This is a genomic window from Tardiphaga sp. vice154 (assembly GCF_007018645.1).
In the GTDB taxonomy this organism is placed as follows: Bacteria; Pseudomonadota; Alphaproteobacteria; order Rhizobiales; family Xanthobacteraceae; genus Tardiphaga.
In genome coordinates, this window is the sequence record NZ_CP041399.1 from 990,600 (window position 1) to 1,012,981 (window position 22,382).

Annotated in this window: 13 protein-coding genes and 3 pseudogenes; 11 read left to right on the forward strand and 5 right to left on the reverse strand. The window is 62.2% G+C overall.

Going from position 1 to position 22,382, the window contains the following annotated elements; genetic code table 11:
* Positions 1-524 precede the first annotated feature (524 nt).
* A complete protein-coding gene (locus FIU28_RS04680) occupies positions 525-770 on the reverse strand; it encodes a hypothetical protein (protein ID WP_143571893.1) in 246 nt (81 codons plus the stop codon).
* 256 nt (positions 771-1,026) lie between these two features.
* On the opposite strand from FIU28_RS04680, the pseudogene FIU28_RS04685 reads away from it, so the two are divergent.
* The 3 genes and pseudogenes from FIU28_RS04685 to FIU28_RS04695 all read left to right on the forward strand — a co-directional run bounded on the left by FIU28_RS04685 (position 1,027) and on the right by FIU28_RS04695 (position 5,457).
* A pseudogene (locus FIU28_RS04685) lies at positions 1,027-2,113 on the forward strand (IS3 family transposase).
* Between the two features lie 591 nt (positions 2,114-2,704).
* Positions 2,705-4,738: a VTT domain-containing protein gene (locus FIU28_RS04690; RefSeq protein WP_246660866.1), complete on the forward strand. Its 2,034-nt coding sequence runs from the start codon at positions 2,705-2,707 to the stop codon at positions 4,736-4,738.
* Positions 4,738-5,457 carry an endonuclease/exonuclease/phosphatase family protein gene (locus tag FIU28_RS04695; protein WP_143576033.1) on the forward strand — a complete coding sequence of 240 codons (720 nt, stop codon included), beginning with the start codon at positions 4,738-4,740 and terminating at the stop codon, positions 5,455-5,457. The genes FIU28_RS04690 and FIU28_RS04695 overlap by 1 nt, the downstream gene beginning before the upstream one ends.
* A 192-nt stretch (positions 5,458-5,649) precedes the next feature.
* On the opposite strand, the gene FIU28_RS04700 is transcribed toward FIU28_RS04695, so the two are convergent.
* A complete protein-coding gene (locus tag FIU28_RS04700) occupies positions 5,650-5,919 on the reverse strand; it encodes a hypothetical protein (protein ID WP_143571894.1) in 270 nt (89 codons plus the stop codon).
* A gap of 636 nt (positions 5,920-6,555) precedes the next feature.
* On the opposite strand from FIU28_RS04700, the gene FIU28_RS04705 reads away from it, so the two are divergent.
* The gene (locus FIU28_RS04705) at positions 6,556-9,174 is read left to right on the forward strand and encodes a cation-translocating P-type ATPase (protein WP_143571895.1); all 2,619 of its coding nucleotides are present in this window, start codon (positions 6,556-6,558) and stop codon (positions 9,172-9,174) included.
* Between the two features lie 627 nt (positions 9,175-9,801).
* A complete protein-coding gene (locus tag FIU28_RS27420) occupies positions 9,802-10,122 on the forward strand; it encodes a hypothetical protein (RefSeq protein ID WP_210247750.1) in 321 nt (106 codons plus the stop codon).
* A gap of 55 nt (positions 10,123-10,177) precedes the next feature.
* On the opposite strand, the pseudogene FIU28_RS04715 reads toward FIU28_RS27420, so the two are convergent.
* A pseudogene (locus tag FIU28_RS04715) lies at positions 10,178-12,030 on the reverse strand (heavy metal translocating P-type ATPase).
* Between the two features lie 236 nt (positions 12,031-12,266).
* Here FIU28_RS04715 and FIU28_RS04720 point away from each other — a divergent pair.
* The 4 genes from FIU28_RS04720 (at position 12,267) to FIU28_RS04735 (ending at position 18,241) form a co-directional block, all read left to right on the forward strand.
* Complete coding sequence (locus FIU28_RS04720) at positions 12,267-13,775, forward strand: DASS family sodium-coupled anion symporter (RefSeq protein WP_143571896.1); 1,509 nt, start codon at positions 12,267-12,269, stop codon at positions 13,773-13,775.
* Positions 13,776-13,844: 69 nt separating this feature from the next.
* Positions 13,845-15,659: an FAD-dependent oxidoreductase gene (locus tag FIU28_RS04725; protein ID WP_143571897.1), complete on the forward strand. Its 1,815-nt coding sequence runs from the start codon at positions 13,845-13,847 to the stop codon at positions 15,657-15,659.
* Complete coding sequence (locus FIU28_RS04730; RefSeq protein WP_168204638.1) at positions 15,652-17,364, forward strand: 2-oxoacid:acceptor oxidoreductase subunit alpha; 1,713 nt, start codon at positions 15,652-15,654, stop codon at positions 17,362-17,364. Before FIU28_RS04725 ends, FIU28_RS04730 begins: the two co-directional genes overlap by 8 nt.
* 10 nt (positions 17,365-17,374) lie before the next feature.
* Positions 17,375-18,241, forward strand: coding sequence for a thiamine pyrophosphate-dependent enzyme (locus FIU28_RS04735; protein ID WP_143571899.1), 867 nt, complete (start codon positions 17,375-17,377; stop codon positions 18,239-18,241).
* A gap of 177 nt (positions 18,242-18,418) precedes the next feature.
* Here FIU28_RS04735 and tnpC (FIU28_RS04740) read toward each other — a convergent pair.
* Both tnpC (FIU28_RS04740) and tnpB (FIU28_RS04745) read right to left on the reverse strand, forming a co-directional pair.
* Positions 18,419-19,952: pseudogene (gene tnpC, locus FIU28_RS04740) on the reverse strand (IS66 family transposase).
* Between the two features lie 69 nt (positions 19,953-20,021).
* The gene (gene tnpB / locus FIU28_RS04745) at positions 20,022-20,354 is read right to left on the reverse strand and encodes an IS66 family insertion sequence element accessory protein TnpB (RefSeq protein ID WP_143571900.1); all 333 of its coding nucleotides are present in this window, start codon (positions 20,352-20,354) and stop codon (positions 20,022-20,024) included.
* Here tnpB (FIU28_RS04745) and tnpB (FIU28_RS04750) point away from each other — a divergent pair.
* Together tnpB (FIU28_RS04750) and tnpC (FIU28_RS04755) are read left to right on the forward strand one after the other, a co-directional pair.
* Positions 20,353-20,634: an IS66 family insertion sequence element accessory protein TnpB gene (gene tnpB / locus FIU28_RS04750; RefSeq protein WP_143571901.1), complete on the forward strand. Its 282-nt coding sequence runs from the start codon at positions 20,353-20,355 to the stop codon at positions 20,632-20,634. The two genes, tnpB (FIU28_RS04745) and tnpB (FIU28_RS04750), sit on opposite strands and share 2 nt — an antisense overlap.
* A gap of 67 nt (positions 20,635-20,701) precedes the next feature.
* Positions 20,702-22,342, forward strand: a complete 1,641-nt coding sequence (tnpC, locus tag FIU28_RS04755; RefSeq protein WP_143571902.1) for an IS66 family transposase — start codon at positions 20,702-20,704, stop codon at positions 22,340-22,342.
* The last annotated feature ends 40 nt before the right edge of the window (positions 22,343-22,382 follow it).

A 22,382-nucleotide genomic window follows, 5' to 3' on the forward strand; every position in this document is an offset into this window, starting at 1 on the left:
TGAAGCTTTGCGGATCGGGTCAGGCGCGGACACAGTCCAACTGTAATCACATTCGGGACATTCGAAACTTTCCGCGACAGTGTCTTTCGTCAATGGCATGATCCTAGCCAGCATCGACGTTGCGTGACACTTTGGGCAGGGTGGGCGCGGACGCACCGGACATACTCAGATGAAGATGCGGGAAGTTAGGCTCCATGGGCATCCTTGCTGCACGGTTACGAGCTTATGAAAAAGAGTCTTCGCGATCTCTAAATTGCACACGAGCCTTTTACTTTTCTCTTTCCATGTCTCTGGCCTGCTGCTCTGTATTTGTCAGGTCGCGAATTCGCTTCAGTCTCCGGATCGGTGATCATTCGAGCCAGATCGCGGTATTTGGCAATTTTTGCGCGGATTTCCGCTATGATTTGCGTCGCGTTCATAAACACCTCTCCGCTCGATATGACGCGGGGAGGTACCTTCCGTTCGACATTGGCCGGTTAGAAACTTCAAAAAAATATTGTCGCCGAGCGGCGAAGTTGCAAACGTTATTTGGCTGACCGGTGCATTTCAGCCCAATACTCGACGCCCGACAACTCCTGCCGGCGCGCCAGTAGATCGGCCTCGCGATGGTCCGCCACCTGCGCGGTCGGCTTCGAGTCAGCATCCTTGGCCAGCTCACCAGCCAGCAGGCGCACCAGCATGACGCGGCGGACCGGGTCCTGATCGACTGCTGGATCGCTGAGCTGCTGACGGTAATTTTTGATATTCGCCGTGTTGATGAAATGCTCCATTGAACCTCCGATAGGGTCATGGGCTGATGCAACGCGCGTCTAGCGCGAGGCTTTCGACAGTCCGGGTGTGGACGAACTGATGCCGGTGAGTTCGGTTCCGTACATTTTGCATGGCACCTGCCCCCATTCGACCACCCTTGTTGTCGGCTGTAACTATAAAAGTTTGGGGTATTGGACGGGGTATCGCCAGCATCGATGCAAGTTACCCCCATTCTATAAGGGTTATTTGCAGTGGTGCATTCCCTCCCCCGGAGATGTGGCGCGGCGCGGAACACGCCCGACCGAAGGCGAACTTAGCGCTTCCGCACGCGGGCAGATGGTGTTCGGTCCGGAGGGAGCTTGCGTGGGTATCCGCGAGAGTAAGGCGTCTAAATTTGGCGGCATGGATGTCTCGGAAGCGAAGCGGCTGCGGCAACTCGAGTATAAGAACGCCAAGCTGAAGAAGCTGCTGGCCGAGCAGATGCTGGATGCGGCGCCGTTGCGCGAGCTCCTGTCAAAAAATGGTAGGGCCCGTCGCCCAGAGCTAGGCAGTCGCGCATCTGCAGGCAGAACTGGGCCTGTCAGAACGGCGGGCCTGCTCCATCGTCAGCGACTGAACTGCGCGAGCAACTGCGAGAGCTCGCCAACGACCACCGACGCTTCGGCTATCGGCGGCTGTTCCTGCTGCTGCGGAAACAGGGTGAGCCATCCGGGCTGAACCGGATCTATCGGCAGTAAGGCCTTAGCGTGCGCAAGCGCCGGGCCCGCCGCCTCGCTGTTGGCACGAGGGCGCCAATCTTGGTCCAGGCGCGGTCGAATGCCCGCTGGTCGCTGGATCGTATCCATGATCAGCGCGCCAATGGTCGCCGCGCCCGGATCCTGAATATCGTCGATGACGTGCCCCGGGAATGCTTGGCGGCGATCCAGACACCTCGATCCCCGAGCTGCGGGTGGCCCGTGCACTGACGGCGCTGATCGCTCGCCGCGGAAAGCCGCGCCTAATTGTCTCAGACAACGATAACGTTCACCTGCAACGCGATACTGACCTAGTCGGAGGACCACCAGATCGCCTGGCACCTCATCCCGACGGGCAAGCCGATGCAGAACTGTTCGTGTAAAAGCTTAAACGGCCGGATGCGTGACGAGCTTCTCAACGAAACCCTGTTCTTCAGCCTTGACCACGTCGAGCCAAGATTGCGCTCTGGGCCAACGACTACAACAGCAAACGCCTGCATTCCTCGCTGGGCTACCTGACACCCGCGGCCTACGCCGCGACCCTCACCGCAACGTGCGATCGACTGCGCAACCCGACCAGCTCCGCCGATCGCACGTTGCTCACCACGCGCTCGTGCGCACCGGATTGATCGAAACGAAGCGTTCGACCGGAACAGATCGTGCTTGTCTGTGCCGGCTCACACAAAAATGGCACAAGCGTTCTGGCTTTGGCCCTTCGCCCCGGTCGGTTGAAATCTGGGATCGCTAAGGTTTAGCAGGAATGGAAAGGCGGCAGATGCTATAGCGTTCTCCGGCCGAGTACGATTGGTGGAGCCTCAATCTTTTAGTCTCCTCTGGGACGGGAACCTCTTTCCTCTAGCCTCACGGCACCCAGTCGTAGTCTAAACCATGTCTCCGCCATTCCCTAGCTTCTCCGCCGCGCACACGCCTTGGCTTTGGCCAGGAAGAAGGCGACAGGCGCGTAGCTCGCAGTATCGGCATTAAAAGCCGCCGGCCGATTGCGAGTTGAACTGAAATGGCAGGTAGTTCCGTCACTTGGGATAAGATAGAACGGGTGCATAGTCGGTCGCCGGGAACCTGTGCGGCCAGGGGTTGTAAGGTCCAGCACTGTCGATCATTGATCGTTTAACCAAAGTCGAAGGTGACCAGTGCTGCAAACTTCATCCTTTCTAATACCCGGTCAGACTGTTTGGAGGCGCTGCGAAACATCTAGGCTCGCGGTGCTCAACGACGCTGCCGAATACTTCGGCGCTTTGAGAGATACGCTGCTGCTTGCCGAGTGGCAGGTATATATCATCGGTTGGGACATCCACAGTAAAACGCGGCTGGTCGGACCATCCGGCCGGGCGGCCGACGGGTTGCCGATCGAGCTTGGCGCTTTCCTGTCTGAATTGCTCAAGGTCAAACCGATGCTCCGGATTAATATTCTGATCTGGGATTTTGCGGCATTATATGCAGTCGAACGAGAATGGCATTCCGCCGACAAGTTTACGGTAGAAAGTGACGATCGAATCCAATTTTGCATGGACGCCAGCCTCCCGCTCGGATCGTCCGAACATCAAAAGATCGTGGTGATCGACCACGTAGTTGCCTTTGTTGGCGGGCTCGACCTGACAATCCGACGCTGGGACACCAGTGAACATCTCGCCGCGCATCCGCTTCGTCACGACCCTGACGGCAAAGCCTACCCACCGTTTCATGACGTGCAATGCATGGTAGAGGGCGAGGCCGCAGCGGCGCTCGGCGAGATAGCGACAGCGCGATGGGCAACGGCCGGTCGCGCTTCGAAAGGTTGCGAAACTGTCGAGTGCGAACGCTGGCCTGCATCCGTGTTAGCAGGGGCAAGGCAGGTACAGACCGGTATCGCACGGACTGAATTGAGAACGGCATCGCAAGGCGGGATCGATGAAGTGGCTCGACTCTTCGAGGCGTCAATCGGCTCGGCAAGCCGCTTTATCTATATCGAGAACCAATTTATCAGCGCTACCAAGATCGCGGAGGCGCTGGCGCAGCGGATGGTCGACGTGCCGTCACTGCACGTGCTCATCGTAACGCCGAAGGCACATCTATCATGGCTGGAGTCACGTGCGATGCAGGGCGGCCGAGGCGGCTTCATCGGCCCGTTCGTTACGGCCGGCGTCGCTGGTCGACTGCGCATTCTCTATCCTTCGGTGCATGACCATGGATTGTCGGCCGCGGTGATGGTTCACAGCAAGGTCATGATCGTCGATGACCGATTTTTGCGGATCGGCTCCGCCAACCTCAACAATCGGTCGATGGGCGCGGATACCGAATGCGACCTGGCGTTTGAGGCCACCACGGTCGAACACCGGAACTTCATTTCCAGCTTGCGGCGCCGGCTGATCGGACATTTCTGCGGGGTGACTGAGGTCGAATTAGCAGGCCATGAAGACGATCTGCTTGGCTTCGTCGATTTCCATGCGCAGAACGGCGCGGGCCGGGCGTTGCTGCCGATCGATTGCGAGAGGACGCCTGCGGGGGCAGTGACCGGGATCATCCAGCCGATCGCCGATCCGAAACAGCCGCTTGATCTGGAGCGCGCGGCGCGGCGGATGTGGAATGGTCGGACACTTCTAGCGGTCTGCGGGACTGTTGTTGCGCTGGCTGGCCTCGCCTTGGCGTGGCGCATGACCTCACTGAGCGATTACACGGATATTGGCTACGTTGCGTCGTTCATCTCACAACATTCGCATTCGGCATGGGCGCCGCTGTTGGCGGTCATGGTCTTCGTGCTGGGAGGGCTGATCGTATTTCCGGTGATCGTCATTGTTGCCGCGACGGCGGTGGCGCTAGGCCCCTGGATGGGCGCGATCAGCGCTACGGCTGGCGTCCTGGCAAGCGCGCTTGTGCTGTTCCTAATCGGCCGTTTTCTCGGCCATCGGCGGCTACAATCGCTGCTCGGCGCGCGCGCCCTGCGCGTCCAAGACCGCATCACCGGCAAGGGCGTCGTTGCCGTGGCGATGATCCGGATGGTGCCGGTGGCGCCGTTCTCGCTTGTCAACATGCTGGCTGGCGCAAGCCAGTTGCGTCTATCAGATTTTCTACTCGGAACGGTGCTTGGCATGGCGCCCGGCATCGTCACCATGGCAGCACTTGGTGCCCAGATTGCTGATTTTGCCAAAAACAGCTCATGGTCGACCGCGGTGCCGCTCGGCCTCATCGTTCTGCTGTGGATTGCGATCTGTCTCGCGGTTCAGTTCATAGTGACATGGTGGAGCGGACGCCGAACGTGATGAAGACCATCCGCATCATGACGTGGAACGTGCACGGCACGTTCAATCTCAATCCGGATTTCGACCTGGAAGGCGTCTGCTCAATAATTCAAAAGTGGTCGCCCGATGTGGTCGCCCTGCAGGAAATTGACTCGCGCGGACGCAAGGACAATGTGTTCGCCCGGCTGGCGGACGCGGTCGGCGAACATCGCGTCGAAGCTCGATCAATCCAGACGGAAGACGGCGACTACGGGCAGGTGCTGCTTAGTCGTTGGCCGTTCGCGGGCGCGCCGGAAGTGACCGACGTATCTTATCAGGAAAGAGAACCGCGCCGCGCCATTGCAGCCACGATACGGTTCCCGATCGGCGATGTGACGGTAGTGGCGACTCATCTTGGCCTCAGCATCCATGAACGCTACGCGCAAGCGCAGGCGCTTGCGGCGCTGGTCGTTGCGCCGCGTACCCTCGTGATCGGCGACTTTAATGACTGGTTTTGGGTCAAGTCCGTCGGGCGGGGGCTGGCTTCCCGCTGCCCGGTGCGAACGCGGTTGCGGACGTTCCCGTCGCGCTTTCCCATCCTTCGGCTTGACCGCATCTACTCAACGCGAAACGGAACGATCGTGAAGGCGTGGACCGACCGCGACGCTCGGGCATATTCGGACCATCTGCCAGTGCTTGCGGATATTGCCTTTGAAGATGCGCCGATGGCGGCGAGTGATTTTCAAGAGGTGCGCGTGTAATTAACCGCCACCGCTGGCGAGCCTATCGATCCGTGCCGACAATCGGCTAATCAATGGCAGCCACCTGTGGCTGCAAATCGAGTGCTCCCGCTGCAAGGTGCTGCGCGACCTCTTACCTTATTGGACGACGGTAAAAGCGTCCGAATGAGAGCCGGTATCAGAATACAAGGCAGAAACTGATACGCGGATCGGTCAGTCGGCGGCATTCACCATGCTGAACGTGGTTTCGATGGCTTCTTGCCAGTCGTCGTCCGTCGCCACCTGCTTTTCAGCAAGGACGTCAATTGGGTTCTGGATTGCTGCCCTAGAAGCGTCAGCAAACCGATCGCTACCGGCAATTCGGCCGCTGGTTTTCCGCAAGAACGGGCAGAGCGCGTTGATCGCGTCTTGCGGCGGCAGAGATCGCGCCCCGTTCAGCACTCGCAGGACATCGTGAGCGAGTATGTGATCGCCATGTGCCATATCATTGCTCCTAGATTTGGTTGATGCTCTTGACTGGTCGCAATTTCCTTCGGTGATCGGCGAGGCCAGATCATCTTCCTCCCGGGCCGCCAAATGCACAGGATCGCATATGCAGCGGATAAGTCGTCAGACCGACGACGCCGTCGATCCAACTCCTCCAAATGGCTGACGCAATGGGATCGCTCGTTTCGGGCTTTGCCTTGGGGAAGGACTTGTCGCACCCCCTGCACAATGGCAGATCAAAGGCGCACCGCGCGCCATCGGGCCCGTGATCGCAGTCAAATCCCAACCGCTTCGCAGCACTTTTCGTCGAAATTAAATCTGCAGGCATGAGCATAGATCCCCATTAAATAAGTTCTCCACTCGAATATCTCAGAGATTCTCATCGAACTTGCGGCAGGTCAAAGTCACGTATGCATTGTCGAACACCGTTGACCAAAGGCAGTATATCTCGCCTGATAGCACTCATCCCAGCGTCATCGTTTTTAGAAATGAAAGCCGGGTCCGCATAGCCGCGGCGGCTGGCGACGCGAACCGCATCTGCGCGCCCTTGCGATACGTCAAGGCGAAAGGCGGGTTTCGCTATATGAAAATGGCAACATCGCAGTCTCTGCAACGCGATCAGGAACGCCGCCGATGAACAAAATAACGATCGATTTGCCACATAGCTTAAACTACCACGATGTGGCTTCATCCTGTGACGTTATACCTGCTCAAGGCCTGTCGCCGTCCGAGGCCGGGAAACGCCTTCTGAAAGACGGCCCGAATGCCATTCCGTCTGGGCAAAAGGCCGGGATGTTTTCCATTCTCGTCCATCAGTTCTCCAGTCTCGTCGTCGGACTGCTGGCCGTTGCGGCCGCGGTCGCGTTTTATTTCGGCGAGTGGGAGGAAGGCATCGCGATCGTCGGTGTTCTTTTTCTCAATGCTGCGATCGGCTTCGTGACGGAAGTCAAGGCCGTTCGATCCATCGAGGCAATACGCGCGCTTGGAACACGGTTGGCGAGGGTACTGCGAGGGGGCGATACATGCACCATTCCGGCAGAAAGCCTTGTGGTTGGCGATGTTGTATTGATCGATGCGGGAGAAGTGGTCTCGGCGGATCTCCGTCTGGCGGAAGCGGCCGATCTCGACGCCGATGAATCGACGCTGACAGGAGAATCGGCGCGAGTCAGGAAGTCGATCGACCCGGTTGCTGCGAATGCGCGTGTTGCAGATCGAACATCGATGCTGTTCAAAGGCACAAGCATTACGAGCGGAAGCGGTGCCGGCATCGTCGTCGCCACCGGCCTAGACACCGAGCTCGGAAAGATCTCAAAGCTGGTGAGCGAGGCGGATCCAAATTCCTCGCCTCTCGAGAAGAAGCTCGCGTCGCTGTCTGGACAGCTTGTCTGGCTCACGCTTGCGTTGACGGCACTCATTTGCGGCATTGGTTTGCTTCAAGGTCAAGACGCTCTCTTGATGGTCGAGGCGGCGATTGCGCTTGCCGTTGCGGCGATACCGGAAGGACTACCGATCGTGGCCACGCTCGCCCTGGCACGTGGGATGTGGCGGATGGCGCGCAAAAACGCTCTTATCGAACGGCTGTCGGCCGTGGAGACGCTCGGGGCGACCACCTTGATTTTGACCGACAAGACCGGAACCCTGACGGAAAACCGCATGACCGTCACCAAAGCATGGCTTCCGGCCGGCCGATTGGATCTGGAAAACCTCGGAACCAGTGACATCCATAGCAGGGCGCCTACTTCGGCGATTTGCGCGGAGTTTCGCAGTCTGCTGGAGATCGCAACGTTGTGTAACAACGCGACGCTCGGACCGGTCGCCGCCAACGACAGCGGCGACCCGATGGAGCTCGCTCTATTGCGGGCCGGTCGGATTGCCGGAATCGATCGTTCCCAGCTGCTGCAAGCGAAACCTGAAGTACTCGAGCACGCTTTTGATGCCTCTCGAAGAATGATGGCGACGGTGCATCGGATTGGCAATAGCTACGTCTATGCTATAAAAGGCGCGCCAGAGATGGTTCTGGAGAGCTCTAACCTCGATGAAGCTGCACGCGTAGAGTGGGCCACACGCGTCGCCACCCTTGGGGCTATCGGTCTTCGTGTCTTGGCTCTCGGAACGCGGGAAAGTCAGTCGTCTAGCGATCCGGCGTTCGTGGGACTCACTTTTCTCGGCCTCGTCGGTCTGGAGGATCCGCCAAGGCAAGATGTGCCCGAGGCGATCGCAGCATGCCGCGCGGCAGGTATACGGATCGTGATGATGACCGGCGACCATACCGTTACTGCCCGTAGCATCGCTGGAATGGTGGGACTAGGCGGAGCTAACCCCCTTATCGTCGAGGGCGAAGAACTCGATAGCATAGACGGAAAGGTAGACAGCCGATTTCTGCAAGCAGACATATTCGCGCGTGTCAGTCCAACAGAGAAGCTTGAACTAGTACGCTCCTATCAAGCTGCGGGTGAGATCGTTGCGATGACTGGCGACGGGGTCAACGATGCGCCGGCGCTGCGGCAAGCGGACATCGGCGTGGCCATGGGTCTTCGCGGAACCGATGTGGCGCGCGAGGCGGCAGCGATGATCTTGCTGGACGACGCGTTCCCTACGATTGTGGAAGCCGTCCGCGGCGGCCGCGTCATTTTCGGCAATATCCGGCGTTTTGCGACCTACCTTCTGTCATGCAATCTGGGTGAAGTTCTGGTGGTAGGCGTTGCGATGATTGCCGGACTTCCGTTGCCGCTTCTGCCTCTGCAGATCCTTTTTCTCAACCTCGTCACGGACGTTTTTCCCGCTTTTGCGCTCGCAATGGGGGAAGGCGAGAGAGACATTCTCAAGCGCCCTCCGCGTGCTCCGGCCGAATCCATTCTTGGCCGTTCTCAATGGGTCGTCATAGTGCTCTATGGAGCCACCTTCATGGCATCGACCTTTGGAGCGCTTGCCCTGGCGCGTTTTGGCCTGGCGGCGAATGACCGCGAGATCGTGACGGTGACATTCTTGACCCTGGCGTTCAGCCAACTTTGGCACGTCTTCAACATGCGCCACCGTTCGTCTCGGATTTTCAACAACGAGATCAGCCGCAATCCTTGGATATGGGCAGCACTAGCGTTCTGCACTGCCATTCTGATGGCCGCCGCCTATCTCCCATTCTTGTCCTCCATGCTGCAGCTGGCTGCGCCGAATCTCAGAATGTGGGGCGTCATCATGTTCATGAGCGCCATTCCGCTGCTCGCAGGGCCGGCGATCAGGCACGTTAGCCGCTAGAGCGGGCCCGTGCCGTTGAAGCCGCAATTGACGGGATCGCTCGCGGTCCCAGAAATGACTGGCGGCGCACATTGCGCGTTGAAAAGGCGCTGCGCGTCTTTACCCGCCGGTTTGACGCACATGAAAGATGCCGGTCGGCAGTCGAAGTTAAATGTAAGAAGATTTGGTCCGCTTGCAGCCCGACCGGCCAAAGACACAAACTCCGAGGCACGGCGACGATAAGACGGCGATGTGAAGCTGGCCGTGCTTTTTTGTCGATCGACTTAACAGAAAAGCGTCACACGCTCGTCCATTGAGGACAAGCGTGTAACGCTTTTTGTTGGAGGTAACAACGTCTGATTTACGACTTCGGGTCGCACTTTCATGGATCGATGGTTAGCCCTGTTTGTCGTTCATGCATCGAAAGATAGACTCTCTCTGGTCGTGGAACGCGTACTTTCGACCACTATTACTTTTGCGCCACTCTGCGCTGCATGCGTAAAATTTCGCGTTCTTATCGGACCAGCTCTTGCGAGCAGCGTTCCAACGCGTCCGTGTCCATTTTCCGACCTTGTCCGACGCCGCAGCGCCGGCGAGCGCATATCAGGTGCCGTCGCCCTCCTTGATCAATAGTCGCGGCTCAGCACCGTGCTCAACAAGCGGGCCCTTGCAAATCAGAGCGGGCTCGCCCTGAGAGGCAGGAAGATCGCCGTTGCGATCAACATGTTGCGCAGCGTTGCCCGGCTCGACGAAGCATCGAACACGGCAAGCGAATGCCCGGGGCTGGTGCTGGAGGGCAGCTGGATCGGAACTCGAGACGCCCGCCGTCGCGATGATCATGGCGACGCCGAGCTTCGAGGCAAGAACGTCAGCCCTTCCTTGCCGGCCCGGAAGCCGATGGCCACCAACAGCGGTGCGTCGACGCCAAGCAACGTACCAGCCACAGCGCCGGATGCGTGTGGATACTGATGCTTGCGGTCGCTACTCGGTAGCATGATTGCGACTTGCGCCAACGGGAGGGCATTCAGCCACGGTCGCCTTCGTTGCCTAACACCCTCAGCGCATTGAGGATCACCGCGACATCGATGGCTTCCTGCAGCAAAGCGCCCTGCACCGGAGTGAGATAGCCGAATGCCGCCGCGATCATGCCGGCGACCGATAATCCAATACCGGCATAGACGCCTTCCAGCGCGATAAACCGGGCGCGCCGCGCAATCCGAATCGCGGGCACTAGGCGGTCAAGCTGATCGACCAACAGCACCACATCGGCCGCCTCCGCGGAAGCGGCCGCGCCGCGCGCGCCGCGCGCGCCCATGGCGAGGCCAATATCAGCAGCCGCCAAAGCGGGGGGCGTCATTGACGCCGTCGCCGACCATCATTACCGGCCCGTTCTTGCGCTCCGACAGCACCACCAGACCCTTTTGGTCCGGCGTAAGCTCCGAACGCACGGAATCGATGGACAGCCCGGCCGCGATAGCGTCGGCCACGGCGCGGCGGTCCCCAGTGGCCAGCACGATCCTGGCGATGCCAAGCTTGCGCAACGCGGCGAGAAGCCCTTCGGGGCCTTCGCGCAATTCGTCGGCGAGAACAATTTCCCCGGCTAGTTCGCCGTCGATTGCCACCGCCACACGTACCGCGCCCGGCGCTGTCTTGCGTTTCGGAGCCGCGCCGCTGCCAGCGGTGATACGCGAGGCGACAAATGCGACGCCGCCGATCAACGCCGGACGGCCATCAACATTGCCCGCGACACCTTCACCCGCTATCTCCAGCGTGCCGGTTGGCACTGACATCCGCAGATTGCGCGCCTGCGCCTCAGCAACGATGGTCTGAGCGATGATGTGCTGGGACACCTGATCCAGCGACGCCCCGATACGGATGATCTCGTCAGCAGAAAAGCCCGGCATCTCTTGCACCTTTACGACCCGAGCCCGGCCATCGGTGAGCGTACCCGTCTTGTCGATCACCAAAGAGCGAATCCGCGCCAGCATCTCCAGCGCCTTGCCGCCCTTGATCAGAATGCCCTGCTTGGCCGCGCGCGACAGGCCGGAGACGATGGCCCGGCACCGCCAGAATCAGCGGACACGGTGTGGCGACCACCAGCACCGCCACGGCGCGAATGGGATCGCCGGTCCACAGCCAGGCGCCGCCGGCGATCGCCACCGTGACGCCGAGAAACACCATGGCGAAGCGGTCGGCCAGCCGCGACATCGGCGCCTTCGAGCGCTGCGCGCCCTCCACCAGCCTCACGATCCCGGCGTAGGTGCTCTCCGCCGCGCGACGCAGGGCAACGAGATCGAACGCCTCGCCGACATTTGTCGATCCGCTCATCACGGATTCGCCGGCCGTGCGCTGCACCGGCATGGCCTCGCCGGTCAGCGCCGACTGGTCGAGCGCGGCCGTACCCAGCGCCACCGTTCCGTCCACCGGAATGACGTCGCCCTGGCGGATCAGCAGGCGATTGCCGGGCTCCACCAACTCGATAGGGATTTCTTCCAGCCGGTCATCGCGATGCCGCATGGTGGTGCGCGGCACCCTCGCCAGCAGCGCAGTCATTTCACGGCGGGCATGACGCTCGGCAAAACCTTCGAGATACTGACCGCGAGCATACATCAGCGCGACGACGGCTGCAGCAAGTTCTTCGCCAAATAGCAACGCCGCTGTTATCGACAGCGCAGCAACGATATCGAGGCCGACCTCGCCGCGGCGCAGGCTGACAACAATGTCGAACAGCAGCGTCAGCAGAACCGGCACGGTCGACGCCGCCCATACAATGGTCACCCAGGACTCCGGCCTCCACCAACGCAGGACAAAGCCCGCGACAATTCCGGCGGCAGGACAGGCGATTAGCCAGGGGCGAATGGAAAAGTCTGAAGGCATTGCGATCCATCGATGGTGTTGCGGCAATTCACCTGAATGCGCCCCGCCTCGGATCTCCCCTTGATGCAAATCAAGTGACAAAGCCGGCGTCGGCAACATATCGGGCAAGCAGCGATGATCGATGACAGCTCTATGCAAGGAATGCTGCATCTGCGCGGTCCGTGATTGATCCTGCTCAATACGACATCGAGAAAAAGCTGCAACGCTTCACCAACGAAGCATCCGGGGAAGATTCCATGTCCATTGTCGAATCTGCACCTGTTGCGGTCGTCGCGCCCATTCATCCATCGTGGCTGCGCGCTAACTGGGGTCTGCTGCTCGCGATCGCAGCGCTGGGGGTGGCGATCCTGCTGCCGACGCCAGACGGCCTGTCGGTCGCAGGCCAGCGCATGCTGGCCGTGCTGCTGTTCGCCGTCAACGTTTGGATGACCGAGGCGCTCGACTATGCGGTATCCGCCCTGGTGATCGCCGCCCTCATGGCGTTCCTGCTCGGCCTTTCGCCGAACCCTGCCAATCCAAACGCATTGCTCGGCACCAGCGCCGGCCTCGGCCTCGCCTTCAGCGGCTTCGCCAACACCGCACTGGTGCTGGTGGCCGCGGCGCTGTTCCTCGCCGTGGCCATGACCGTGACCGGGCTCGACAAGCGCATTGCCCTGGTCATCCTGTCGCGCGTCGGTACCGAAGCTCACCATGTGGTGGTTGGCACGATCATCGTCGGTTTCGTGATCGCGTTCCTCGTCCCGTCCACCACCGCGCGCGTCGCCTGTCTGGTGCCGATCACGATGGGCATCATCTCCGCCTACGGCGTCACGAAGAAAAGCGCTTTCGCCGGCATGCTGATGATCACCACGGTGCAGACCGCGAGCATCTGGAACGTGGGCATCAAGACCGCCGCGGCGCAGAATATGGTGGCGATCGGCTTCATCGAGAAGATGCTGCAGAAGACCATCACCTGGCTGGACTGGCTGATCGCCGCCGGCCCGTTCAGCCTGCTGATGTCAATCGCGCTGTATTTCGTCATGACCCGGATGATGCCGCTGGAGATCACCGATGCGCCGGGCGGGCGCCAAGGTATCCGCGAGTCGCTGGCGGATCTCGGCCCGATCAAGATGTCGGAGATCAAGCTTTTGATCATCTCCATCGCCCTGCTCGGCTTCTGGTCCACCGAAGGCATCCTGCACCGCTTCGACACCTCATCGACTACCATCGCGGCGGTCGCCATCATGTTCCTGCCGGGCATCGGGATCCTGACCTGGAAGGAAGCCCAGCCGCGGATTCCTTGGGGCACCGTGGTGCTGTTCGGCATCGGCATCAGCCTCGGCACCGCCCTGCTGCAGACCAAGGGCGCGATCTGGGTCGCCGATCTCGTGGTCGCCGACTTCGGCCTGCGCAATGCCACCGCAATGTTCATTCTCGGCGTGCTCAGCCTGTTCCTGATCGTCATCCATCTCGGCTTCGCCAGCGCCACGGCACTGGCGTCGGCCATGATCCCCATCGTGATCGCGGTGCTGCAGAGCGTCGCCACGCCCGGCATCAACGTGGTCGGCTTGACCATGCTGCTGCAGTTCGTGGTCAGCTTCGGCTTCATCCTGGTGGTCAACTCGCCGCAAAACATGGTGGCCTATGGCACCGAGACGTTCAGTACGCGGGACTTCATCCGCACCGGGCTGGTGCTGACGGTGATTGCCTTCGCTTTGGTCATGCTGCTCGGCGCCACCTACTGGCGCTGGCTGGGATATGTTTAGCACCGCAACCAGCCTCATACGATCAAGCCAATCCATGGCGGCAGCGCCGCCTTCAACCGGCACACCGTCATGACGCCTACCGATATCTCGACGCCCGACCATTTCCATCGGGTAGTGGATTGCCAGTGGGCCTGCCCGGCACACACGCCGGTGCCGCAATATATCGGCCTTGTCGCCGAAGGTCGTTATGCCGAAGCCTATATGGTCAACTGGGACGCCAACGTGTTTCCCGGCATCCTCGGCCGCACCTGCGACCGGCCGTGCGAGCCGGCCTGCCGCCGCGCCCGCGTCGAGAAGGAGCCGGTGGCGATCTGCCGGCTAAAGCGCGTCGCCGCCGACCACAAGGGCGACATTGCGGCCTATCTTCCCGAGCCCGCGACGAAGACCAATGGCAAACGCATTGCGCTGATCGGCGGCGGACCGGCATCGCTGACCGTGGCGCGCGATCTGGCGCCGCTCGGCTATCAATGCACCATCTTCGACGGGGATCCCAAGGCGGGCGGCATGATGCGCACGCGCATTCCGCATTTTCGCGTGCCCGAACATGTGGTCGACGAGGAGACCGGCTATGTGCTCGGCCTCGGCGTCGAATTCCGCGGCGGCAACCGCATCGACAGTATGAAGGGGCTGCTGGCCGAAGGCTGGGACTCCGTATTCGTCGGCACCGGCGCGCCGCGCGGCCAGGATCTCGCGATCCCCGGCCGACAGGAAGCTGCCACCAATATCCATATCGGCGTCGAATGGCTGGCCAGTATCTGGTTCCAGCACATCAAGAGCATCGGCAGGCGCGTGGTGGTGATCGGTGGCGGCAACACCGCCATCGACTGCGCCCGCAGCGCGCGCCGCCTCGGCGGCGAAGACGTCAAAATGGTAGTTCGGTCGCGCTTCGAGGACATGAAGGCGCTATCCTGGGAGAAGTACGACGTCCAACGCGAAGGCGTCGTGATCCTCAACGACATGGTGCCGAGGGAGATCACCCATGAGAACGGCCGTCTCACCGGCGTGACATTCGAGCCGGTGACCAGCGTCTTCAAGGAGGGCAAGCGCACGCTGGTCTCGGCCGGTCCGTTGCAACATTTCCCCTGCGATGACGTGGTGATCGCGGTCGGCCAAGAATCCGCCTTCAGCTGGATCGAGCGCGATCTCGGCATTGCCTTCGGCGAGCGCGACATGCCGAAGCTCGATCCGGCGACGTTGCAGTCGACGCTTCCCCACGTGCTGTTCGGCGGCGACGCGGCGTACGGACCCAAGAACATCATCACCGCAGTGGCGCACGGCCATCAGGCGGCGGTGACCATCGACTTTTTGCTCAGCGGTGCCGATCCAGGCGTTCGCCCGCTGCCCTCCGCTACCTTCGTGACCGAGCGGACGCCGCTGCCGCCGCGCCACATCCCGACGGTGTCGGTCAATGTCCGCCATGCCGTGCCACTGCAGTCGCTGGCCACATCGCTGTCCGATATCCACCAGGAGGTCGAACTCGGCTTCGACATCGAGCATGCCATCGCCGAAGCCGCGCGCTGCCTGCATTGCGAACTGGAGACGGTGTTCAGCCCGCCTTTGTGCGTCGAGTGCAAGGCCTGCGAGACCGTCTGCCCGACCGACTGCATCACCTTCACGAAAGACGGCGATGAGGCCGACCTGCGCAGCCGGCTGAAGTCGCCGGCGACCAATCTGTCGCAGGAGCTTTACGTCGCCGGCGGCCTGGTCAGCCACAGGATCATGGTGAAGAACGAAGACCTCTGCCTGCATTGCGGGCTGTGCGCGGAGAATTGCCCGACCGGCGCCTGGCACATGGATGCCATGCTGCTGCTCACTCCACGCGCCGGCGGATCTGCGCTCGTTGCAATGTCGCAAGGACCGATCGAAGGAACGATCAATGCCTAGGACTTCCCTTGCGGTGGTGTTTTCAGGAAGCGGCGGCGCCGGCGCCATGAGCGCGGGCGAACTGCTGCTCAACGCCGCGGCGCAGGCCGGCTATTACGGCATGATGAGCAAGCTGTTCGGCGCCCAGGTGCGCGGCGGCGAAGCCGCGGCGCTGGTGCAGATCTCCACCGCGCCGGTGTCCTGCCAGCCTGACCGCTTCGACCTGTTCGTTGCTCTCGACTGGGCCAATGTCGACCAGTTCGCCGGCGAGATTCCGCTCGACGCGCGAAGCATCATCATTTCCGATCCCCGCTCGGGCCCGGTGCCGGCGAGCATCGCCAGGTGCAAGGGCAAGACCATTGCTCTCACACTCGGCCCGGCCGATGCGACACCGCTGGAACGCGCGTTGCACGGCAAGCACACCAATGTGTTCGTGGCCGGCGTGGTGGCGGCCATGGCCGGGCTGCCAGTCGATCATTTGCAGGCGGCGCTCACGACAGTGCTCGGGGACAAGAGCGCGGACGTCACCCGCACCAACACGGCTTCGCTCCAGGCCGGCATCGCCGCCGCGGCGGGGCTCGATCTCGACGTCCGGCTCGACCCGCCGCACCCGGCACCGCGCTGGCTGCTGACCGGCAACCAGGCCGTTGCCATGGGCGCACTGCGCGGTGGCGTGCGCTTCGTCGGCTGCTATCCGATCACCCCGGCCACCGACCTCGTGGAATGGATATCGCCGCAGCTGCAGCGAGTCGGCGGCCGGCTGGTGATGGCGGAGGACGAACTGTCCTCCATCAACATGGTGCTCGGCGGCTCGTTCGGCGGCGTGCCGTCGATGACCGTCACGTCCGGTCCCGGCCTGTCGCTGATGATCGAATCCATCGGCCTCGGCATCGCCGCCGAAGTGCCCGTGGTGATCGTCAACGTGATGCGCGGCGGCCCATCCACCGGCATTCCCTCCAAGACCGAACAGAGCGACGTCAATATCGCCATCTATGGCGGCCATGGCGACGCGCCGCGCATCGTGCTGGCGCCGACCTCGGTGCGCGACTGCATGTACACCGGCGAGTGGGCGGTCTATCTCGCGGAATCGCTGCAGACCCCGGTGATCGTGCTGTCCGACATGGCGCTCGGCCAGGCCAATACGGTGATCGATCCGAAGCCGGACCGACCGCAGCCGCTCGCGCGCAAGGTCGATATGCCCGACGGTCCATTCAAGCGCTACGCCATCGGCGAAGATCCGGTCAGCGCGATGCCGCGGCCGGGAACGCCGGATGGCCAGTGGGTCGGCGAAGGCCTCACCCACAACGAGATCGGCATTCCCGTGGGCGGCGCCGCCGCCCATCTGGCGCAGATCAAGAAGCGTGCGCGAAAACTCGAGCAGTTCGATCCCGGTGCGGCCTGGGGAAGCGTCACCGGCGACGGCGACACCGCGCTGCTGGTATTCGGCTCGAGCATCGGCCCGGCCCAGGAAGCCGCACGGAGGCTCGAAGCCGCCGGCAAGAAGATCCGCGTCGTCGCCCTGCGCGTGCTGTCGCCATTGCCGCTCAAGTCTCTGGCCGAGGCCCTGGAGGGTACCAGCCGCATCGTGGTGATGGAGCAGAATTTTGGCGCACAGCTCTATCATCACCTGCTCGCTTACAAGGCCATTCCACCGACGGCGGAAAGCCTCGCCCGTCCCGGCCCGCTGCCGTTCCGGCCCGCTGAAATCACCGCGCATCTGGCGTGACGGAGACATCATGAGCATCACCGACATCACTGCTCCCGCCGCCGCACTCACCGCGCATAATTTCCATTCCGGCGCCACGCCGATCTGGTGTCCGGGCTGCGGCGACTATGGCGTGCTGTCAGCGCTGGAACATGCGCTGGCCAAACACGGTAGGCCTCCGCACGAGGTCGTCATGGTATCGGGCATTGGCTGCTCGTCGCGGTTGCCGGCCTATACCAGCTGCTACGGTTTCCACGGCGTGCATGGCCGCGCGCTGCCGTTCGCTTCCGGCGTCAAGCTGGCGCGCCCGGATCTCGAAGTGATCGCGGTGGGTGGCGACGGCGACGGCTATTCGATCGGCGGCAACCACTTCATCCATGCCTGCCGGCGCAATATCGACATGCTCTATCTGGTGATGGACAACCGGGTCTATGGCATGACAAAGGGCCAGCCCTCGCCGACCACCGAAGCCGACTGGGACAGCGACATCGCCCCGGGCGGACTCGGTCTGCGTCCGTTCAATCCGATCTCGCTGGCGCTGGCCGCCGGCGCCAATTTTGTGGCCCGCGGCTTTGCCGGCCGGTCGGAAGAACTCGCCAATCTGATTGTCGAAGGCATTCGCTGGCCGGGCTTTGCGTTCATCGAAGTGCTCAGCCCATGCATGGCGTTCCGCTCCGAGGCTTTCGGCTGGAAGGAGAGCGTGCATCCGACGTCACTGTCCATCGTCGACGATCGCGCAGCAGCTCAGGCTGCCACGCTGGCCGACGAAGGCTACAGCTTGGGCCTGCTGTTCAAGGATCACCGACCGTCGCTGCCGCGACAGACCGCGCCGCTGGCCTCGCTGGCAGAGGTGGAGGCGCAATTCTGGGTTTGCTGCCCGGCGCGGCACCAAGGCTAGTAGTAGCTCGCTGCAGTGATTATGACTCCTTGGACATTGGCGGGGTAGGCGGATTACAGCCAGTCGTTTAAGCCGAACTCGTCGGTGTCGGCATTATCGGGATCGCTTGTCGAATCCGGTGGGCTCGACTGCGATGAACAATCTGGCCGCGACACCCCTTCATCGTAAGCGCTGTTCTCAGGCCACGTCCCGGAGCGCCGGGGCCACGGGATCGGCCCATGGCAGAAGATCGTCGATTTGGCTGTTCGGGTGACCGTTGACGATCTTCGTGATGACGTCGGCGAGGTAAGCGTGCGGTTCGATGCCGATGAGCTTGCAGGTCTCGATTAGTGAGGCGATGACGGCCCAATGCTCCCCGCCGCCATCTGAGCCCGCAAAGAGTGCGTTTTTACGGTTCAGGGCGATCGGCCGGATCGCCCGTTCGACGACGTTGGAGTCGACCTCGATGCGACCGTCGTGGAGGAAGCGGGTCAATCCTTCCCACCGCGAAAGCGCATAGCGGATCGCTTCGGCGAGTTTCGTCTTCTGACTGATCAGAGCGAGCTTGGCGCGCAGCCAGGGTTCAAGTTCATCGATGATCGGCCGGCTCCTCCGCAGCCTGGCTTCGCGCCTTTTCTCTGCGCTGCGGCCGCGGATATCGCCCTCGACGGCATAGAGTCCGGCGATGCGTTCGAGCAACTCGCTGGCGAGCGGCGCCGGGCCGGCCGCGGCGAGTTCGTAGAAGCGTCGGCGCACATTGGCCCAACAGAAGGCTAGTTGCACGTCACCGCGCTCGGCGAGCACGCGATAGCCGGCGTAGCCATCGACCTGAAGGGTGCCCGTGAACCCGGCGAGATGAGCGATCGGTCGCTCCGCCTTGCGATCGGGGGCATAGACGTACGCCACGCCGGGCGGGTCGGAGCCTCACCAGGGACGATCGTCACGCGCATAGGCCCCACAGTTGGCCGCTCTTGGTCTTCCCGCGGCCGGGATCAAGCACCGGCGCCGTCGTCTCGTCAGCAAACAGCTTGGCCGAGCCCTTGAGCCTGACGAGCAGGCGCTCGTGCACCGGGCGCAGTAAGAAGGCGGCACGGCCGACCCTGTCAGCCAGGGTCGAGCGATCGAGCGTGATGCCCTGCCGGGCATAGATCTGAGCCTGCCGATACAACGGCAGATGGTCGGCGTATTTGGAGACGAGAACCTGCGCCACCGTCGCCTCGGTCGGCAACCCACCCTCAATCAGCCGCGCCGGCGCGGCCGCCTGCACCACCCCGTTTTCGCAGGCTCGGTAGGCATATTTGGGCCGACGCACAACCAGCACGCGGAACTGCGCCGGGACGATGTCGAGGCGTTCGCTGACGTCCTCGCCAATCCGATGCAGCGCGCCCTGGCAACACGGGCAGGCATGATCGTCGATGTCGACCACCATCTCGATGCGCGGCAGATGCGCTGGCAGCGATCCACGGTTGATGCGGCGCTTGGCGGCGTCGCTTGCCAGCTCGGCTGGCGCCGCCGCTTCGTTCTCCGCTTCAGTGCTCGCCGCCGTCTGCTCGACTTCTTCGAGGCCGAGCAGTAATTGATCTTCTGGCAGCGCCTCGGCCCGTCGGCCGAAGCGGTGACGCTGCAACTCTTTTATGATTTGCTCCAGCCGCTCGGCGCGCGCACGTTCCGCCAGCAGCATCGCCTTGAGCGTGCCGGGATCGTCGGGAAGCGTGTCCGTCGTCGCCGTCATGGCGCGATTACACCATGTGCCGCAGCGCCCTGCGAGCATTTCGATCGGACTGATTTACTCTGTCGCAGATCAGCCTGGCTGCACCGGTGCCGGGGTCTCGCGCGCGGTGTGAACCCGTCGCCAATCGAGCCCTTCCAATAATGCCGAGAACTCAGCTGCCGACAGCAGCATCACACTATCCTGCACGTTCGGCCAGCGGAACTTGCCATCCTCGAGCCGTTTGGCAAACAGGCACACTCCCGTGCCGTCCCAATAGATCAGCTTCACGCGGTCGGCCCGTTTCGCCCGGAACACATAGACGGCACCCGAGAACGGATCGGCCTTCATCGTCTCGCGCACCAGCGCCGCCAGACCCTCGGCGCCCTTGCGGTTATGCGGAGCTCCGCATAACCGCAAAGGCATGCAGGGTCTGGCGTTGTTGGTTCAGGAAGGCCTCGGGCGCGATCCCTTTGCCGGCGACGTGTTCGTGTTCCGCGGCCGTGCTGGCACGCTCATCAAGGCGCTCTGGCATGACGGGATCGGCCTGTCGCTTTATGCCAAGCGGCTCGACCGTGGGCGCTTCATCTGGCCGTCCACGGTGGACGGTGTCGTGGCGCTGACCGCCGGCCAGATGGGCTATTTGCTGGAGGCGATCGACTGGCGTAATCCGCAACACAGCTGGCGGCCGCAGAGCGCGGGATAGCTGCGAAAGGTCTCGTGAATCGTAAAAAGTCCGCGCCAAATCGCGACTTTTATGATTCCATCAGAGCATGGAAACCGGCCCTGAAAAGCTTCCGGAAGACATTGAGGCGCTGCACGCAACGTTGCTTGCGACGCGCGCCGAACTCGCCATCGTCCGTGCCCAGCAGTCCGACGATCAGGCGCTGATCGCACATCTGAAGCTACAGATCGAAAAGCTGAACCGCGATCGTTACGGGCCGCGCTCGGAGCGGTCCGCGCGCCTTCTGGATCAGCTCGAACTGACGCTGGAGGAGCTCGAGGCCAAGGCGACCGAGGACGAACTGGCGGCGGAAATGGCCGCGGCCAAGGTCACGAGCGCAACCACTACCGTGGCGTCGTTCTCCCGCCGCCGGCCGTCCCGCAAGCCGTTACCCGAGCATCTGCCTCGCGAGCGCGTGATCGTGCCTGGGCCGGTGTCGTGCGCGTGCTGCGGCGGTGCCCGGTTGTCGAAACTCGGCGAAGACATCACAGAGACGCTGGAGGTGATCCCGAAATCCTGGAAGGTGATCCAGCACGTTAGGGAAAAGTTCAGCTGCCGGGATTGTGAGAAGATCTCCCAAGCGCCGGCGCCGTTCCACGTCATCGCCCGCGGCTGGGCGGGCCCGAGCCTGTTGGCGATGGTGCTGTTTGAGAAGTTCGGCCAGCACCAGCCGCTGAACCGGCAAGCCGAGCGTTATGCCAAAGAGGGCGTGCCGATCAGCCTGTCGACGCTGGCGGACCAGGTCGGCGGCTGCGCAGTCGCGCTGATGCCGCTGTTCCAGCGCCTTGAGGCCCATGTGCTCAGCGCCGAGCGGTTGCACGGCGACGACACCACGGTGCCGGTTCTGGCGAAGGGCAAGACCTCGACAGGCCGGATCTGGGTCTATGTCCGGGATGACAAGCCGTTCGGCGGACCAGCACCGCCAGGTGCCGTATTTTATTACTCACGCGATCGCGCAGGTGAGCATCCACAGGCGCATCTGGCCGGCTACAGCGGACTGTTCCAGGCCGATGCCTATGGCGGCTATGGAAAGCTTTACAGCGCCGGCCGCAACGCAGGCCCGATTTTGGAAGCCGCGTGCTGGGTCCACGCTCGACGGCCATTCTTCGTGATGGCCGATCTGGCGGAGAACGCGCGCCGCAAGGTGCAAGGCAAGAAGCCCGTGGTGATCTCGCCGCTGGCGCTGGAAGCCGTCCGCCGCATCGACGCTCTGTTCGAGATCGAGCGTGGCATTAATGGCGAAACGCCAGAACGGCGACGAGCCGTGCGTCAGGAATTGAGCGCACCCTTGGTCGGCGACTTGGAAGTCTGGATGCGGGAGCAACGCGCTAAACTCTCGCGTAGCAACGACGTCGCCAAGGCAATGGATTACATGCTGAAGCGCTGGAGCTCGTTCACCCGCTTCCTCGAAGATGGCCGCGTTTGCCTGTCGAACAACGCCGCCGAACGTGCCGTGCGCGGTATCGCTTTGGGCCGCAAGTCCTGGCTGTTCTGCGGCTCCGATCGTGGCGGCGACCGCGCCGCACTGATGTACAGTGTGATCGTCACTGCCAAGATGAACGATGTGGATCCGCAGGCCTGGCTCGCCGACGTCCTGGCGCGCATCGCCGAGCATCCCGCCCACAGGCTCGACGAACTGCTACCGTGGAATTGGCGCGACAGCAGCCAGCAGGTCGATCAGGCAGCGTGAGTGACCGCGACGCGGTCCTCACCGGATGCTAACGATTTCC